The 17260-nt window shown below is 39.9% G+C and carries 18 protein-coding genes; 6 read left to right on the top strand and 12 right to left on the bottom strand.

Annotation, left to right across the window (positions count from 1 at the left end):
• The first annotated feature begins 7 nt into the window (after positions 1–7).
• The gene (locus tag QHT84_RS01840; protein ID WP_283237833.1) at positions 8–1264 is read left to right on the top strand and encodes a murein hydrolase activator EnvC family protein; all 1257 of its coding nucleotides are present in this window, start codon (positions 8–10) and stop codon (positions 1262–1264) included.
• 47 nt (positions 1265–1311) lie between these two features.
• Here the strand turns inward: QHT84_RS01840 and QHT84_RS01845 are convergent, their stop codons facing one another.
• Both QHT84_RS01845 and QHT84_RS01850 read right to left on the bottom strand, forming a co-directional pair.
• Positions 1312–1821 (bottom strand): acyl-CoA thioesterase, encoded by a 510-nt coding sequence (locus QHT84_RS01845; RefSeq protein WP_283237834.1) that lies wholly within the window; start codon positions 1819–1821, stop codon positions 1312–1314.
• Positions 1822–1913: 92 nt separating this feature from the next.
• Positions 1914–2858: an HU domain-containing protein gene (locus QHT84_RS01850; RefSeq protein WP_283237835.1), complete on the bottom strand. Its 945-nt coding sequence runs from the start codon at positions 2856–2858 to the stop codon at positions 1914–1916.
• Positions 2859–2959: 101 nt separating this feature from the next.
• Between QHT84_RS01850 and dprA the strand changes: the two genes are divergently transcribed.
• The gene (gene dprA, locus QHT84_RS01855; RefSeq protein WP_283237836.1) at positions 2960–4063 is read left to right on the top strand and encodes a DNA-processing protein DprA; all 1104 of its coding nucleotides are present in this window, start codon (positions 2960–2962) and stop codon (positions 4061–4063) included.
• Positions 4064–4082: 19 nt separating this feature from the next.
• Here the strand turns inward: dprA and trpS are convergent, their stop codons facing one another.
• The gene (trpS, locus tag QHT84_RS01860) at positions 4083–5081 is read right to left on the bottom strand and encodes a tryptophan--tRNA ligase (protein WP_283237837.1); all 999 of its coding nucleotides are present in this window, start codon (positions 5079–5081) and stop codon (positions 4083–4085) included.
• Positions 5082–5155: 74 nt separating this feature from the next.
• Between trpS and QHT84_RS01865 the strand changes: the two genes are divergently transcribed.
• On the top strand, positions 5156–5893 hold the full coding sequence (locus QHT84_RS01865; protein ID WP_283237838.1) for a lysophospholipid acyltransferase family protein: 738 nt from the start codon (positions 5156–5158) through the stop codon (positions 5891–5893).
• 90 nt (positions 5894–5983) lie between these two features.
• Here the strand turns inward: QHT84_RS01865 and QHT84_RS01870 are convergent, their stop codons facing one another.
• The 4 genes from QHT84_RS01870 to recA all read right to left on the bottom strand — a co-directional run bounded on the left by QHT84_RS01870 (position 5984) and on the right by recA (position 9626).
• Positions 5984–7534, bottom strand: coding sequence for an outer membrane beta-barrel protein (locus tag QHT84_RS01870; RefSeq protein ID WP_283237839.1), 1551 nt, complete (start codon positions 7532–7534; stop codon positions 5984–5986).
• A complete protein-coding gene (locus tag QHT84_RS01875; RefSeq protein ID WP_283237840.1) occupies positions 7531–8082 on the bottom strand; it encodes an RNA polymerase sigma factor in 552 nt (183 codons plus the stop codon). Before QHT84_RS01875 ends, QHT84_RS01870 begins: the two co-directional genes overlap by 4 nt.
• 26 nt (positions 8083–8108) lie before the next feature.
• The gene (locus QHT84_RS01880; RefSeq protein ID WP_283237841.1) at positions 8109–8519 is read right to left on the bottom strand and encodes a hypothetical protein; all 411 of its coding nucleotides are present in this window, start codon (positions 8517–8519) and stop codon (positions 8109–8111) included.
• Positions 8520–8621: 102 nt separating this feature from the next.
• Entirely contained in the window at positions 8622–9626 is a 1005-nt protein-coding gene (gene recA, locus QHT84_RS01885) for a recombinase RecA (protein WP_283237842.1), read from the bottom strand.
• A 246-nt stretch (positions 9627–9872) separates the two neighbouring features.
• Here recA and QHT84_RS01890 point away from each other — a divergent pair, with 246 nt between their 5' ends.
• The 3 genes from QHT84_RS01890 to QHT84_RS01900 are packed head-to-tail and all read left to right on the top strand — an operon-like array spanning position 9873 to position 12292.
• Entirely contained in the window at positions 9873–10607 is a 735-nt protein-coding gene (locus tag QHT84_RS01890; RefSeq protein WP_283237843.1) for a lysophospholipid acyltransferase family protein, read from the top strand.
• A 3-nt stretch (positions 10608–10610) separates the two neighbouring features.
• Positions 10611–11600, top strand: a complete 990-nt coding sequence (locus tag QHT84_RS01895; RefSeq protein ID WP_283237844.1) for an acyl-ACP desaturase — start codon at positions 10611–10613, stop codon at positions 11598–11600.
• Between the two features lie 47 nt (positions 11601–11647).
• A complete protein-coding gene (locus QHT84_RS01900; RefSeq protein ID WP_283237845.1) occupies positions 11648–12292 on the top strand; it encodes an HD domain-containing protein in 645 nt (214 codons plus the stop codon).
• Positions 12293–12347: 55 nt separating this feature from the next.
• Here the strand turns inward: QHT84_RS01900 and QHT84_RS01905 are convergent, their stop codons facing one another.
• The 5 genes from QHT84_RS01905 to QHT84_RS01925 form a co-directional block, all read right to left on the bottom strand.
• Positions 12348–13130, bottom strand: a complete 783-nt coding sequence (locus tag QHT84_RS01905) for an enoyl-CoA hydratase/isomerase family protein (protein ID WP_283237847.1) — start codon at positions 13128–13130, stop codon at positions 12348–12350.
• An 11-nt stretch (positions 13131–13141) separates the two neighbouring features.
• Positions 13142–14611: a sensor histidine kinase gene (locus QHT84_RS01910; protein WP_283237848.1), complete on the bottom strand. Its 1470-nt coding sequence runs from the start codon at positions 14609–14611 to the stop codon at positions 13142–13144.
• A 26-nt stretch (positions 14612–14637) separates the two neighbouring features.
• Positions 14638–15183 (bottom strand): CopD family protein, encoded by a 546-nt coding sequence (locus tag QHT84_RS01915; protein ID WP_283237849.1) that lies wholly within the window; start codon positions 15181–15183, stop codon positions 14638–14640.
• A 1-nt stretch (position 15184) separates the two neighbouring features.
• On the bottom strand, positions 15185–16198 hold the full coding sequence (hemH, locus tag QHT84_RS01920; RefSeq protein WP_283237850.1) for a ferrochelatase: 1014 nt from the start codon (positions 16196–16198) through the stop codon (positions 15185–15187).
• Between the two features lie 99 nt (positions 16199–16297).
• Complete coding sequence (locus QHT84_RS01925; RefSeq protein ID WP_283237851.1) at positions 16298–17170, bottom strand: helix-turn-helix domain-containing protein; 873 nt, start codon at positions 17168–17170, stop codon at positions 16298–16300.
• Between the last annotated feature and the right edge of the window lie 90 nt (positions 17171–17260).

Genomic DNA, 17260 nt, shown 5'->3' on the forward strand with positions numbered 1-17260 from the left:
AGCCACTATGTCAAAACTTCTTTACAGCCTTTTATTCTTTTGCTTTGCATTACCCTTGTGGAGCCAACCGCCAACACAAGAAGAGTTAGAGCAACGCAAGGCTAAAATCCAACAGGAAATTTTGGAAAAACAAGAGCAACTGAATCAGATGAAAACCAAAGAAAAGTCGGTTGTAGGTCAGTTGTTGCTTCAAAAAGAAAAAATCGGACTCAAAGAAAAACTCATACGAACCACCGAAAAACAAACCAAGTTATTGAGTAATGATATTTACATCAACCAACTTAAAATCAACCAGCTTAATCGCGACTTAGAGCAACTGAGAAAAGATTATGCCGATATGATTTTAAAGTCGTATAAAAGCCGCTCAGAGCAAAGTCGAGCCATGTTTTTATTGTCTTCTGAAAATTTCCTTCAAGCCTACAAAAGAGCGCAGTATATGAAGCAATATGCGAGTTACCGAAAAATGCAAGGCGAGGAAATAAAAGGAAAAACGAAGCAATTAGAAGAGTATAACATCAAAATTGGCGCGCAAAAATCAGAGAAAGAAAAATTGATTGCCGAAAACGAAAAGGAGAAAAAGGAACTCGAAAAAGAAAAGCAAGAGCAGGAAAAGATTGCCAATCAAATTAAAAGAGATAAAGGAAAAATTGCCGCCGAGATCAAAAAGAAGCAGGCTGAAACCAAGAAAATAGATGCTCAAATCAAGAAAATGATTCGTGAGTCGATTGCGGCTGCTAACCGAAAAACGGCAGCGGCAAGTGCCAAGGCTAATCCGAAAATCACGGCAGCGGAAAAGAAAGCCATAGAAACGTCCAGCAGTATCGTATTAACCCCGGAAGGCAAAATTGTATCCGATAATTTTAAAGCTAATAGAGGAAGATTGCCGTGGCCTGTAGAGAAAGGAGCCATTAGTTTAGGGTATGGTGATCAGCCGCATCCGGTATTTAAAACCTTAACCGTACACAACAGCGGCATTGAAATTTCTACTGAAAACGGTGCTTCAGCCAGAGCGGTATTCTCGGGTGAGGTAACCCAGATACAACAAATTACACCGCTTAAAAAAGCGGTTGTGGTTCGACACGGAGATTTCTTTACGACCTATCAAAACCTGAGTACGGTTAATGTACAAGTGGGCGACAAAGTCAACGCAAAAGAAACACTGGGTAAAATCAGAACCGATTCCGATGGGCGAACCGTATTGAAGTTTATTGTCATGCAAAACAACACCTTCTTTAATCCAACCACTTGGTTGTCGGGAAGATGATTAAAAAAGCCTTGATTTATCAAGGCTTTTTTAGTATTTATTCTGTACTACACAAACAATGCTTTTAATTCGGTGGCGTCGTGCGGATTCATTTTTCCGGCCAAAACCAAACTCAACTGTTTTCGTCGTAAAGCCGCATCATAACGCTGTTTTTCGAGTTCTGTTTGAGGTTCAATCGGCGGCACAGTGACCGGATTTCCCGTTTCATCTACGGCTACAAAAGTATAGATGGCTTCGTTGGCTTTGGTTCGGCTTCCCGATTCGCGGTCTTCAATCCAAACATCCAAAAATATTTCCATCGAAGAATTAAAGGCGCGCGATACTTTAGCTTCTACCGTAACCACACTACCTAACGGAATAGCACGGTTAAAAGCCACGTGATTTACCGAAGCCGTTACCGTGATTCGACGCGAATGACGACGGGCAGCAATACTGGCCGCACGATCCATACGGGCCAACAATTCGCCGCCAAAAAGATTATTCAAAGGATTGGTCTCGCTGGGCAAAACCAAATCGGTTAAGACCGTTAATGATTCTGAAGGATGTTTTGGAGTCATAGCGTTTTTTTTATGAGACAAATTGTTATCTCAAGATCACGGTTGCAAAGGTAATTACTGAAAATAAAAAATCCCGGATTTCCGGGACTTTTTTATAATTCTTCGATGAGTAACCAAGCATCTTTATTGTCGAGCTTCTTAATGTCTTTTAGGGTATTTTGTGCGTCGGCATAAGAGGTAAAACTGCCGTACAATACCGGAAACAATCCGTGCTTATTGGCCGGTAATCGTTTGGCTTTGAAGCCTAATTTCAGCAATGATTCATAAGCGTTTTGTGCATTGCTTTCTATTCTGAAAACACCGGCCACCACATGATACGGCTGTTTTTCATTAGCAACGGTAAGGGTAACACTCGGCAACGGATTTTCGATAAAAAAGGTGGCTTCCTGTATTTTTTGATTCACTTTTTGCTGCACTTTGGTTTGTACCATTAGCGTTTGCTGAGCAACGTCTTGCAGGTAATTGTCATACAATTTATAACCAACAGCGCCCAACACACCCAAGGAAATCGCAAAAACGGCAGCGTATTTTAAAACACTGAAGTTCTTTCTTCGCTCCGGAGTAATAGCAATGGGTGCTTTTTCTTCCAATTGGGTTACTTCTTGTTTGTATTCTTCCCGTTTTACGGATGGGGATACAAAAGCACTCAATCCGAAAGATTCTTTTAAATAATTGATTTGATCGGCCGGAACAAAAACCAAATTACGTTCGGCATTCAAGGTAAACTCTCCGATATTTTTGATGGAAATACGACCTATTTCCTGAATCTTAGCTTTCCAATCGGCCACCTCGTTCTGAATCACATTGACGGCTGCTTCGTAGGCTATTTTTTCAGTTTGTGCCAAATGATTGGCCAATAATCCGTCATTATTTTTGATAAAAGGATTAAAAGAAATCAATTTTTTCGGCGGATAAAAAGAATGGGAACTTTCATCCAATTGTGCCGACTGGAATTCGGTCAAAAAGGCACCAAACCCCGGGACGGTAACACATTGATAGCGATATAATAATTGGGAAATGTAAGCTTCAATCTTCATGTCAACAAATTTAGAGAAACAATAGAAGTATCAAAAAATTATTCACAATTTTTATTAACAATCGAAATCAAAAATAATTATTTTTGTAGTAATTTATTGATATGAATGACACCGAACTTTTAGCGCTTTTAGCCCTGTTGCAAATTGACGGAGTGGGTGATATTGTGGCCAAAAAGCTGCTACAACACTGTGGTTCAGCAGAGTTGGTTTTTAAGGCACATCCCAAGCAACTCAAGGCGATTGACGGAGTAGGCGAAGTCTTGGTGAGAAATCTGAAATCGAAAATTGCCTTTGAAAAAGCGGAAGCAGAGTTGCGCTTTATTACCGATGAAAAGATTGCCGTGTTGTACTATCAAAACGATAACTACCCTAATCGGTTAAAACATTGTGCCGATGGTCCGATTTTGCTTTTTGCTTCCGGGAATTTTGACTTTTCCAATAACCCAGTCATCAGTATCGTAGGAACGCGGCAAATTACGACGAACGGAACCGTTTTTTGTAAAAAACTAATTGAAGATTTAGCGGTTTTTAATCCGGTTATCGTGAGCGGATTTGCCTATGGCGTCGATATAGTTGCGCATCAGACGGCGATGGATTGCGGAGTGCAAACCATAGGCGTTTTGGCGCACGGGCTCAATCAAGTATACCCGAAAACGCATAAAAAATATTGGGCTAAGATGGAACAAAACGGTGGTTTTTTGACCGAGTTTTGGAGTCATTCCAATCCCGATAAAGAAAATTTTGTCAAAAGAAATCGCATTGTAGCCGGGATGAGTGAAGCAACTATAGTGATTGAGAGCGCCGAGAAAGGCGGTTCTTTAATTACGGCTGCCATGGCCAACGACTACAATCGGGATGTGTTTGCAGTTCCCGGAAGAACAACCGATAAGTACAGTCAGGGATGTAATACACTAATCAAAACGCAACGCGCGGCACTGATTACTTCGGCCGCCGATGTGGTGTACGGGCTGAATTGGGAATTGAAATCGGCCACCACGAAATCGGTTCAAAAACAACTTTTTGTAACGCTTGAGACAGAAGAACAAAAAATGTACGACTACCTCCAAATTAACGGTAAACAATTACTCGACAGTTTAGCGCTGGCCTGTGACTTTCCGATTTTCAAAACCGCTTCCATTCTTTTAAATATGGAATTAAAAGGTGTCGTCAGACCGTTACCCGGGAAATGGTTTGAAGCGATTTGAGTAAAAGAATAAAGGCTGACTAGGCATCCTTAAAAATGTCATTTTCAAATCCCAATTTGGTGCGTACCTTTTGCAACACACCATTAGCCACAACACTTGCTTTTTTCGCTCCTTGTACCAGGAGTGCATCTACTTCGGCAAGATTATTCATGTAGTAATGGTACTTTTCTCTTTCGGTTTTAAAACGCTCACATAGCAATTCAAATAAAGCCTGCTTGGCATGGCCGTAGCCAAAATCGCGATTGGCATTGGCATATCTAACCTTCATTTCGGCAATTTGTTCGGCGGTGGCTACCAATTTATATATGGCAAATATTTTGCAAGTATCCGGATTTTTAGGTTCTTCCAAAGGCGTACTGTCGGTTTCAATGCCCATAATTTGTTTACGTAACGCCTTATCATCTAAAAAAACATTGATAATATTACCTCGAGATTTACTCATTTTATAGCCATCAGTACCGGGAACATACATGGTTTCCTCTTGTACTTTTCCTTCCGGAATGACGAAGGTTTCGCCCATTTGGTTGTTAAACTTTGTAGCGACATCGCGGGTGATTTCCAAATGCTGCATTTGGTCTTTTCCTACCGGTACATAGTTGATGTCGTACAATAAAATATCGGCTGCCATCAGCATCGGGTACGAAAATAATCCGGCATTAACATCTGCCAATCGATCGGCTTTATCCTTAAACGAATGTGCCAGTGTTAGACGCTGAAAAGGGAAAAAACAACTCAAATACCAAGAAAGTTCTGCCGTTTGGGGCACATCGCTTTGACGGTAAAAAACCACTTTTTCAACATCTAAACCACAAGCCAACCAAGTAGCCGCAACACTATACGTGTTCTCACGCAGTGTTTTTCCGTCTTTTATCTGAGTCACCGAATGCATATCGGCAATAAACAAAAAGGTTTCGTTAGCACTGTCTTTAGATAAAGCAATGGCGGGCAAAATGGCGCCTAATAAATTTCCTAAATGCGGTGTTCCGGTGCTTTGAACGCCGGTTAATATTTTTGACATCTTTCGTTTTTTTTCTGAAGGCAAAGTTAAGCCTTTGTAGCAAAAATTGCATATGTTTGATTACTTTTGACAACATGAGAGCCTTTAAAATTATTTTTTGGATACTGTATCGCATTTGGTTTTACATTTTAATTGCGATTCCCATCATCGTCATGTTTCCGGTACTCTTTGTGTCCATACTTTCAGAGAAATGGTATCCGTATTTTTTTGTGATGGCTCGTATTTGGGCTAAATTCATCTTGTTCGGCATGGGTTTTAGGGTAAAAGCAACTTATGAACAAATACCCGAACCGGGAAAGAGCTATATGTTTGTAGCCAATCATACTTCCATGACGGATATTATGCTCATGCTCACTATAGTAAAAAATCCGTTTGTTTTTGTGGGTAAAAAAGAATTGGCTAAAATCCCATTGTTTGGATTTTTTTATAAACGCACCTGTATTTTAGTCGATCGAAGCAGTTCTAAGAGTCGCATGGCTGTTTTTGAAAGGGCACAGAAAAGATTGCATCAGGGCTTAAGCATTTGTATTTTTCCCGAAGGTGGCGTACCGGACGAAAGTATTGTTCTGGATCAATTTAAAGACGGTGCTTTTCGCTTGGCCATAGAGCATGAAATTCCTATTGTTCCGATGACTTTTTATGATAATAAAAGATTGTTTTCCTATACTTTTTTCAGTGGCAGACCCGGGGTTATGAGGGCTAAAGTGCATGCTTTCATAGAGACTGAAAATCTTCATTCGGAGGCCAAAAAAGAAATTAAAGAGCGAACCCGGATTTTAATTTTGACCGAATTACAAAACGATTTAAATTAAAAAAAGTTCCTCCCAAAAAAGGGCGGAACTCTTTTCAGTCAGCACTCGAAAGTAACTAACACCACTTAACTAATTTTAAACAATCACGAACTAAAATTTATAACTGATACCGCTGTAAATTCCAAACAAATACGGTTTGAAATTACCGGAGTCAGTACTAAAAGTATTGATCTGATATTTGAATGTCGGTTCTAAATTGAACTCAAATGATTTCATAAAGCCGTATTTTAATCCCAATCCGAGGTTGGTGCTGAAATGCACATCGTTCAAATTAGTGGCTTCGCCCAAATACGTACTTCTATTGCCGGATGTCAAACTCACCTCGTTATTTTGCAAAAATAATGTACTGAAACCACCGATGATTTTCAATCCGAAGCGTTTATCTACTAAGGCATAAGTAACCTCTACCGGCATTTCCAGGTAGCCCATTTCCTGAAGAATGGAGCCTTTGTTTTTGTGCGCGAATGAGTTTTCAAAAGGCAATAATTCATTTTCAGAAGCCGTGAGTGATGCAGAGGCCGGGGAAACGCTGTTTTCAATATGAATCATAGCGCCGTGTGCAGAAGCTTTCACATTTTGGAGGCCGCGCGATTGCATGTCGGCAAAGAAAACAATATCGTTGGTATTATAACTCATGTTAAACTTGTTCAATCCGGTTCTTACCGACAGTTTTTTGTTCACGGCATAATTAACGCCTAAACCAAAACCCAATCCGGTATTATACGACTTTCCGTTGTTGACCAAGGTGGAATCTATAGGAGAACCGTTAGACGTTGACCCTAAAAAAACCGGGGCTACGTTAGAGGTAATTTGCCATCGACTTTGTTTTGCCGCTTTTTCCTGCGGACTGTCTTTTTTATGAAGCAATTCTTCCAAAGGATTTTGGGCAATGCTGGTTTTTAAAATGCTGTCTTGTGGCTTTTTATCGGTTTCTGCCAACAACGCTTTTGAATCCTTTGTCTCTTTTAAGATATCAAGATTGAGTTCTTTACGTAGATTTTTTTCATCCGCATTGACAATTGATTGGTTATCGTTATGAGGTTGGGAAATGCCTTTCTCAGGGTGTGTGTTTTCGTTCTTTGTTGTGTTCTCCGCCAAGCCGTTTTCCCGTGCGTTGTTAGAGATTTTATCGGTAGTAAGTTGGCTTTCTTTTGCCGTTCCTTTATTTTTCGAAACGCGATGTTTTACTGATTTTTCTTCAGCAATTGAAGTTTTCACGCGGTGTACGGAAGCCTTTTTAGGAGTAGTACTCTTCAAATGGGTATTGGTATTGCTTTTCTTTTCAGAAGAATGTTCGGTAGTCGCCACGGTATTTTCTGTTGTAGGCAATTCAATCTTCGAAGGGTTATTTGGGGCAGGAGTATCGGATGATTGCTTATTCGACTCTACATCGGAATTGTCCTGCTGTACAATTGGGGTTTGCGAAACCGTATTCCCGACCCAAAACGAGCGGGTAATCAAAAAACCAAAAATGAGCAATGCTGCCACTCCGGAAAGTTTCCACCAGAAAGGGATGACTCTTTTTCGTTTCTTTTCTCTAAGCTTTGACTCCAATCCAATCCAAACTTCTTCGGTTGGTTGTACCTCAAAGTCTTTGAACTTTTCCTGAAAAAGGCGGTCTATGTTTTTTCGTTCACTCATTTTGCAGAAGGAAGAATTTTGGGTTCTTCGTTTTTGTATAATTCTATTTTATCTTTTAAAATCATTCGGGCTCTCGCCAAATTGGATTTAGAGGTGCCAATATTGATGTTTAACATCTGAGCAATCTCTGCATGAGAAAACCCGTCAATAACATACAAGTTGAACACCAAACGGTATCGGTCGGGTAATTCTTGAATGATTTTCAATAAAAAATCCATCGAGATGTCATCATTGTCAATTTCAATTTCAACTTCTTCAGCGATATTTTCATTGACCAAACTCAAAAAAGTTTGATTTCGATATTGTTGTAACACATGATTAATCATCACTCTTTTCAACCAACCGTCTAACGAACCTTTAAATGCGTATTGTTCTATTTTATTGAAAATAATCAAAAACCCATCTTGCAGATTGTCTTGTGCCTCCACATAATTGCGTGAGTACTTTAAGCAAACCGAAAACAGCTTCGGAGCATATAGCCTATACAACTGTTCTTGCGCTTTCTTATTGTGATTCTTGCAATCATGTATGAGTTGGTTTAAATCCAATTTTCAATTTTGATTGAGTTAGATGATTAATTCGTTACCGGAACCTCGTATTGTAAAAAGATGTTGTTTCCTTGTTCGTCCTGCCCTTGATAAAACTTAAAAATATAGGAGCCGTTGCTGGTCACTAAAAAGTTAAATGAACATTCCACCAAATTGTTTTCGGTTAACTCTTCACAATATGAAGCTTGTCTTACGGCACTTTCAATAGCGATGGTTCTCACATTTAAATCCTTGTCATAATAGATGGTATTAAACGAGTGACAAGTCGTCGGTCGTCGGTAATACATTTTAATTTGGTAGGTTTCACCCATTGTAAATTCGGTCGGAATATCGACACTTTCTACCGGTAAAAGTTCAAACAAGAAATCGTTTCCATCATCAACAGAACAGGCGTTGAATACAAAAACCAATGCTATAAGCGAAATTATTCTTTTCATAATTGGATTAAAATTTTTGTTTTAGATGTAAGGGTTTGAAAAAGGTTGCGTTAAGGTACTAAAAAAAACGTCTCGTTTTTTTGAACGAGACGTGTGATTTATTTAAGCTTCTGTTTCTTTGATATGGTCTTTGATTTTTTGTTCCAATTCATCGGCTAATTCCGGATTATCTTTAATTAAAACCTTTACGGCATCACGACCTTGTCCCAGTTTGGTATCGCCGTAACTAAACCAAGAACCGGCTTTTTTGATAATTTCAAATTCAACCGCCAAATCCAAAATTTCTCCGGTTTTAGAAACACCTTCGCCATACATGATATCAAATTCGGCCGTTTTAAACGGAGGCGCCACCTTGTTTTTGATGACTTTGACTTTGGTCCGGTTACCAATGACATTTTCACCTTCTTTAATCTGCGACGAACGGCGAATATCTAAACGAACTGAGGCGTAAAATTTTAAGGCGTTTCCACCGGTAGTGGTTTCCGGATTACCAAACATGACTCCGATTTTCTCTCTCAACTGGTTAATGAAGAATACCGTACAGTTGGTTTTGCTGATGGTTCCGGTTAATTTTCGCAAAGCTTGCGACATCAGGCGGGCATGTAGTCCCATTTTGGAATCACCCATTTCGCCTTCAATTTCGCTTTTCGGAGTCAAGGCAGCTACCGAGTCGATAACCACGATGTCAATAGCGCCGGAGCGAATTAAGTTCTCGGCAATTTCCAACGCTTGTTCCCCGTTATCGGGTTGTGAAATAATCAAGTTTTCAATATCTACGCCTAATTTTTCCGCATAGTGACGATCAAAAGCGTGCTCCGCATCGATAAACGCAGCGATTCCACCCGCTTTTTGAGCTTCGGCTATGGCATGTAACGTTAAAGTTGTTTTACCCGATGATTCCGGACCGTATATTTCAATAATTCTTCCTTTTGGATAGCCGTTTACACCCAGAGCTAAATCCAAACCTAATGAACCTGACGGAATAACTTCCACTTCTTCCACAGCTCTATCGCCCATTTTCATTACGGTTCCTTTGCCGTAGGCTTTGTCTAGTTTATCAAGGGTTAACTGTAACGCTTTTAATTTGGCTTCTTTTTCTGAACTCATTTTTTAAAATTTTAGTGGCATAAAAATAATGCTTTTTTTGTACTTATTTGGTGCTGTTGAAAGGAGTTTTGAACAAATTAACTCGATTGACATCCCAATGTTCTCTCTTCTTAAAAGTACTATGGCGTATGCGAATTCAGATACACAAAAAGTGTATATTTCATCGTGTTAATCTTTTGTTTTTTTCTCCGGAATATTGAATTCGAGCCTGCTATTTTGCTTACTTTTGCAGTCTATTTTACAAGCATGGAAAAGTTACTTTCTTACCCGATCTCTGTTGTATACTATCTGTGTTTCGGATTAACCTTGGTTATTTTTCATCCGATACAATGGATTTGTTTCAATCTTTTCGGATATCAAGCGCATAAAAAAAGTGTCGATTACCTGAATTTTTTCTTGGTCAAATGCACCAATATCTTAGGAACCACGTACACCGTTGAAAACCGGGAACGCATTCCGCAAAATGTGCCGATTATCTTTGTCGCTAACCACCAAAGTCTCTTTGATATTATCGGGATTATTTGGTATTTAAGACGTTTTCACGCCAAATTTGTCAGCAAAAAAGAGCTGGGTAAAGGCATTCCGAGTGTGTCTTATAATTTGCGGCACGGCGGTTCGGTTTTAATTGACCGCAAAGATCCCAAGCAAGCCATTCCGGTAATCAAAGGACTTTCAGAATACATCGAAAAGCATAAACGCGCCGCTGTTATTTTCCCTGAAGGCACTCGAAGTAAAAACGGCAAGCCAAAAGAATTTGCGCAAAGTGGACTAAAAATCTTATGTAAATACGCGCCTTCGGCTTATGTTGTCCCGATTACCATTAATAACTCGTGGAAAATGGTTAAATTTGGAGCTTTCCCAATGGGTTTAGGTACTCGATTGCAATTTATCATTCACGAACCTTTAGCTGTTAAAGATTTTTCTTTTGAAGAATTGATGGAAAAAACCGAACACGCAGTCAAACAATCTATTAAAAATTAAGTAATGCCTCAAAAAAATATCCGATTAGAAGTCATGCAGTTTCTGGAAAAAAGTGTCGACCGTTTTATGGACGAATTCTTGATTCCGGTAGAAAAAATATGGCAACCTTCTGATTTATTACCCAATTCCGAGGAAGAAAATTTCTTGGAAGAAGTTAAAGAGTTACGTGAAATTGCCAAAGACTTACCCTACGATTTTTGGGTAGTTATGGTAGGCGATACCATAACCGAAGAAGCTCTGCCAACCTATGAGTCTTGGTTAATGGAAGTGGAAGGCGTTGACAACGAAGGCCGAAACGGATGGTCTAAATGGGTGCGTCAGTGGACCGGTGAAGAAAACCGTCACGGCGATTTGCTCAACAAATACTTATACCTTTCCGGGCGTGTTAACATGCGCGAAGTAGAAATGACCACGCATCATTTAATTAATGATGGGTTTGACATCGGCACCGGTAAAGATCCGTACAAAAACTTTGTGTACACCAGTTTTCAAGAATTAGCTACCTACATTTCTCACAACAGAGTTTCTCAAATTGCCAAACAGTATGGCGACAAGAAGTTGTCTAAATTGTGCAAATTGATAGCAGGCGACGAAATGCGTCACCATCACGCGTACTCTGAATTTGTGAACCAAATTTTTAAAGTAGATCCGAGCGAAATGATGTTGGCGTTTCAATACATGATGAAACAAAAAATCACCATGCCGGCGCATTTTTTGAGAGAATCCGGGCAAAAAATCAGCACGGCTTTCGAAGAGTTTTCCAACTCGGCTCAAAAAATAGGCGTGTATACCGCGGTCGATTATGTTGATATTTTGAAAAAATTGACCGAGAAATGGGAAATTGATAAAATGACCCATCTTACCGCAGAAGCCGAAAAAGCAAGAGATTATTTAATGAAATTGCCCGAAAGAATGGCTAAAATTTCGGAACGATTGGTATTGCCCGATGAGACTAAAATTTTCAAATGGGTAGAACCGGCTTTAATTCGATAACCAACACTAATCCTTTCCAGGCGGAAGGATTTTTTTAACCCCAAACCATGACTATCATTGATAAAACCATTCTTTTTGTAAAAGAGCAATTGCAAAACGCCGAAGGCGGACACGATTGGTTTCACATCGAACGCGTGTACAAAAATGCCTTGTTGATTGCCCAAGAAGAAGCATGCGACTTAACTGTGGTAAAGTTAGCGGCCTTACTCCACGATATTGCTGACAGTAAGTTTCACGATGGTGATGAAACCATCGGACCTAAAACAGCGCGAGCCTTTTTGGAAGCTGAAAATGTAGCCGAAACCACTATTGCTCATGTAATCAATATTATTGAAAACATCTCATTTAAAGGCGGCAACTTTGAGAGAACATTTTCTTCCAAAGAGTTGGCCATTGTTCAGGATGCCGACCGTTTGGATGCCATTGGCGCCATAGGCATTGCGCGTTGTTTTAATTACGGCGGATTTAAAAACCGCCCGTTACACAATCCGGCAATTATGCCGAATCTCAACATGAGCAAGGAAGAATACAAGCATTCCGACTCACCTACCATCAACCATTTTTACGAAAAGTTATTGTTGCTCAAAGACAAGATGAATACACCTGCCGGCAAAAAAATAGCCGAAGCACGCCACCGTTATATGGAAAACTTCCTGTCGCAGTTTTATGCCGAATGGGAAGGGGAGAAATAGGGTTCAGTCGCAGTTTTCAGTCTCAGAAAAACGGAATGCTGCGACGGATAACGAATTATTTCCCTGTAAAATTTGCTTTTCTCTTTTCTAAGAATGCCGTTGTCCCTTCTTTAAAATCCTCGGTACCGAAGCATTTCCCGAAGTTTCTGATTTCGACATCAAATCCGTCTACATCGTGCTTGTAATTGGCATTCACGGCTTTAATGGCTTTGCCGATGGCCGATGGCGAATTGCGCATAATTTTCGAAGCAATGCCTTTGGTGAATTCCAACAATTCGGCTTGCGACACTACATGATTCACCAAGCCATACGATTTTGCCGTTTCGGCATCAATCATTCCGGCCGTCATAATGAGTTCCATAGCGCGACCTTTCCCAACCAATTGCGGCAAACGTTGCGTTCCGCCATAACCCGGAATAACACCCAATGATACTTCCGGCAAACCCATTTTGGCGTTATCAGAAGCCACTCGGAAATGACAAGACATGGCCAATTCCAATCCACCACCTAAAGCAAATCCGTTCACGGCTGCAATCACCGGTGTTTTTAGTTTTTCTACGAAGTCAAATAACAATTCCTGACCTTGAGCGGCCAATTGCGCACCTTCTTCTACGCTGAATTCGGCAAATTCCGAAATATCAGCTCCGGCTACAAAGGCTTTTTCTCCTTCGCCGGTCACAATAATCACTCGTACATCTGCATTGTTTTCCAAGCTTTCAAAAGCGTCATGCAATTCCTGAATAGTGGCTTTGTTTAAGGCATTTAATTTTGACGGGCGATTGATGGTAATCTGTCCGATTCCATTGTCGATAGCGACTAGTATGTTTTCGAAGTTCATAGTTTATTTTTTTATTTAACAATAGGAAGCGACACTCTGAAAGTAGAGCCTTTTCCTGGTTCTGTTTCAAAAGTAATAGTTCCTTTGTAATTTTCGATGATGTTTTTGATAATTCCGAGCCCCAATCCCATACCACTGGTTTTTGTGGTGAATTTAGGTTCAAAAATACGCTCTGTATTTTCGGCATCAATGCCGATTCCGTTGTCTTTTACCGAAATCACAACATGTTCTTTTTCGGCGTTAACCGCAACCAAGACTTGTTTTTCGGGTTGATCTTCCGGAATGGCTTGGATGGCATTTTTGACTAAATTGGTAATAATTCGAATGAGTTGTGTTCGGTCCATTATCGTGATGATTTCTTCTGAATCACTTTCGAATTGAATAAAGTCTTCATTAAAAATATCCAACGAAAACTCCACCACCTCTACCACATTCAAGGTTTCGTTTTGCTGGGCCGGCATTGATGCAAAATTAGAGAACGCTGAAGCCACGGCGCTCATGGTGTCAATTTGCTGTATCAGGGTTTTAGAGTAATCGTCCAGTTTTTGTTTTAAGTTAGGATCGTTGGCATCAAACTTTCGTTGAAAACTTTGCACCGTCAAGCGCATCGGCGTCAACGGATTTTTAATCTCGTGTGCGACTTGTTTCGCCATTTCGCGCCACGCTTGTTCGCGCTCACTCTGCGCCAGCATGGTAGCACTTTCCTCTAATTTATCTACCATTTGATTGTAGGCGTTTATCAAGGAGTTGATTTCACGACTATTGGCTTCGATAACAATTTTTTCATTCTTTTGATTCAAACTCGTTTCGTTGATTTTATCGGAAATGGTTTTTAACGATTTAGTGATGTAACTCGCTAAGAAATAGGCTAACCCAAAGGCGATAATCAACATGAATGAATACACCTGACTCAACCGAAGCAAAAACTGACGCAATTCGGTTTCGTAAAAACCATCGTCTTCCACATACGGAATATTCAAAATACCCAAAGGCTTGAATTTATCGTCTTTAATTTGGCTGTAGGATGAACGGTTCTTTACGCCATCGATGCTTTTAATATCAACATATCTTTTATCGACGGAAGATTGAACGAGTTTGAGAATGTAATTCGGAATGGGCGGGGCCACTTTATCTACCGAAAACGTAGATTTGGATGATTTTAATAATTTCCCGTCAAGCGAATAAATATTGATTTCCAGATTGTGAATATCCGAAAGTTCATGAATTTTATCTTTAAAGATTAACGGTAAATTTTCGGGTGTTAACGGGTAGGTTGTCGTGGAAAGCACGTAGTTGATGTGCTCTTTGATGGCAAATTCTTTTCGGTCTAAACGCTCTTGGTGGTAATCTTTGGCTTCGTTTTTAAACTGAATAATCGATATGGAAGCCATCAGAATCGAAGCAATCAAAATCAATATAATCATCGACAGGAATATCCTGATACGAAGGGATAGCATTGATAGTTTGAAGCCGTTCAGCATAGTGTTCAGTGTTCAGTTGGCAGTATTCAGCTTTTGTTTTTCTCCCGAATTCGTTTGTAAAACTTAAAGCCTAGCATTATCAGTATCGAAAATAAAAAGATTCCGATGACGCCGTAAATCCAGTTGAAAGCATTTTTTAAAATTACTAAAAAAACGACGGCAAAAAGGATTATCGTAGCGCCTTCATTCCACAACCGCATAAAGTTGGAACTGTACCGAAACGCATCGTTTTGCAACTGTTTGTAAATCTGATGGCATTTAAAATGATAGGCAAACAGCAACACGACAAAGCCTAACTTCACTTGCATCCAGGGCATTTGAAGCCATTCCGGCATTAAATGCAACAACCACAAAGCGAAAATCGTTGCTAAAACCGCGCTTGGCCAAGTGATGATATACCAAAGGCGATAGGTCATGATTTTGTACTGGTTGAGCAAGATTTCCCGCTCGGGCGAAGGTTTTTCATTGGCTTCAATTTGGTACACAAACAAGCGCACAATGTAAAACAAACCCGCAAACCAAGTGATGACAAAGATGAGGTGTAATGATTTTATGTAGTTGTAGAGTTCCATGTTATTTACTCCAATCGTTCACCCAATTCGCCACTACTTGACACCATTCGTCTTCGTCATTCAAACAAGGCACGGCTAAGAATTCTTCGCCACCGTGTTCTTTGAATTCTTCATGGGCGCGCATGGCTATTTCTTCCAACGTTTCCAAGCAATCCGAAACGAATGCCGGCGTAACCACGGCCAGTTTCTTAATGCCTTTTTCGGGCATTTTGTTGATTTCTACGTCGGTGTAAGGCGTTAACCATTTGTCGCCGGCCAAACGCGATTGGAAAGTTTGGCTGTATTTGCCTTCCGGAATACCGAGTAATTCCACAACTTGTCGAGTCGTTTCATAACATTGATGACGGTAGCAAAATTCATGCGCCGGCGAGGGTGTTACACAACACTTAGTATCAATAGTACAATGGGATTTGGTTACATCAGTTTTGCGAATATGGCGTTTCGGAATGCCATGATACGAAAACAATAAATGATCGTACTCAAAGCCTTCCAAATGTTTTTTAATGGAATTTGCCAAAGCCTTTATAAAATCGGGTTTGTTGTAAAATGCCGGTACTTTGGTGATTTTCATTTCCGGGAAATGCTTTTGTTGCAATTCATCGGCCAAAGCCCAAATGGTCGTGGTAGAAGCCATCGCATATTGCGGATACAATGCCAACAACATCACATCGGTTACCCCTTTGTCTTTCAATTCTTGCAACCCTTTTTGAATCGTCATCGAACCGTAACGCATGGCCAAAGCCACAGGTATATCCACCAGTTTTGCTACTTTTTGGTGCATTTTTTTGGAAATCACAATCAGGGGTGAACCTTCATCGGTCCAAATCTGACTGTACGCTTCTGCCGATTTTTTCGGACGGGTTTGTAAAATAATGCCTCGCACCAACAAGGCTCTCAATAAATACGGTACATCAATTACGTATTTATCCATTAAAAATTCATCTAAATACGGCTTTACATCTTTTGGGGTTGGACTTTCGGGCGAACCGAGGTTGACTAATAATACTCCTTTCATTTTGGCAATTTTATTTTTTATAAAAGTAATGAAACTTCTTTTGTTGACTTTGGGTTGTTTAATTCTTTATTGATGATGAGATATACGAAATCAATCCGATTACGTATTGGCTTGTAAACTCATTAAATATTTTTTAGGCGTGGTGGCAAACTTTTTCTTGAAAGCGGCAATAAAATGACTGCCGGTACTGTAGCCGATTTTGAGCCCGACTTCATTCACATTATAGGAGCCGGAATCGAGTAGTTGGCGCGCATAATCCATTTTGTAATCGAATAAAAATCCATACACGGTGTCGCCGTAAATTTGTTTGAAACCCATTTTGAGCTTTTTCAACGTTAACCCAACCTGATTTGCCAACTCTTCCAAGCTCGGCGGTTCGGCCATGTTGGCAATGATGATTTCTTTGGCTTTTTTGATTTTCAGTACGTTTTCTTCGTCAATCAAAAAAGGACATTGTTCGGCATTGGGGTCTTCATTTCGATTAAAAAATAAACTCAGCAATTCATAGCCCTTCCCTTTATAGTAAAGGTTTTTGATGGAAGGATTTAAATTGTAATGAAACATTTGGTTGAGCACAATGGCCATCGACGGACTGATGTCACTTTCATTATAATATTTGCGGTCTTTGTTTTCTTTACTCAAAAACGGAATGTGTTCGGCATCATCGGTAAATAGTCCGTGGAATTTTTTAATGGAAACCAAAATGGTAATCAACCACGATTTGGGTTCAATCTCCACATGCAACGGCAATTCTTTTTCCGGATTGTAAAAGAGCAAACATTTTTCCTCTTTCAAATCGAGCGTGTAATTGCCTTTGTTAAAGATAAACTTCGCACCGCCTTTTAACCCAAAATGAAATTGAATCAAGCCCATAGTTACGGGTCGTTCAAAAATGGTGACTTCTTCGCTGTCGTTTTGAAAACGAATTAAAATAAAGTCGTCGTCGATTTTTATTTCTTCTTTAGAACCCATAGCGATATTTTTTCGTATATGTTTTGGAAGTGAAATACAAATGTTATTTAGAATGAATCTATATAAAGCAGTTCTGAGCACTTGATTTCA

This window comes from Flavobacterium sedimenticola (genome assembly GCF_030053345.1).
Taxonomy (GTDB): Bacteria; Bacteroidota; Bacteroidia; order Flavobacteriales; family Flavobacteriaceae; genus Flavobacterium; species Flavobacterium sedimenticola.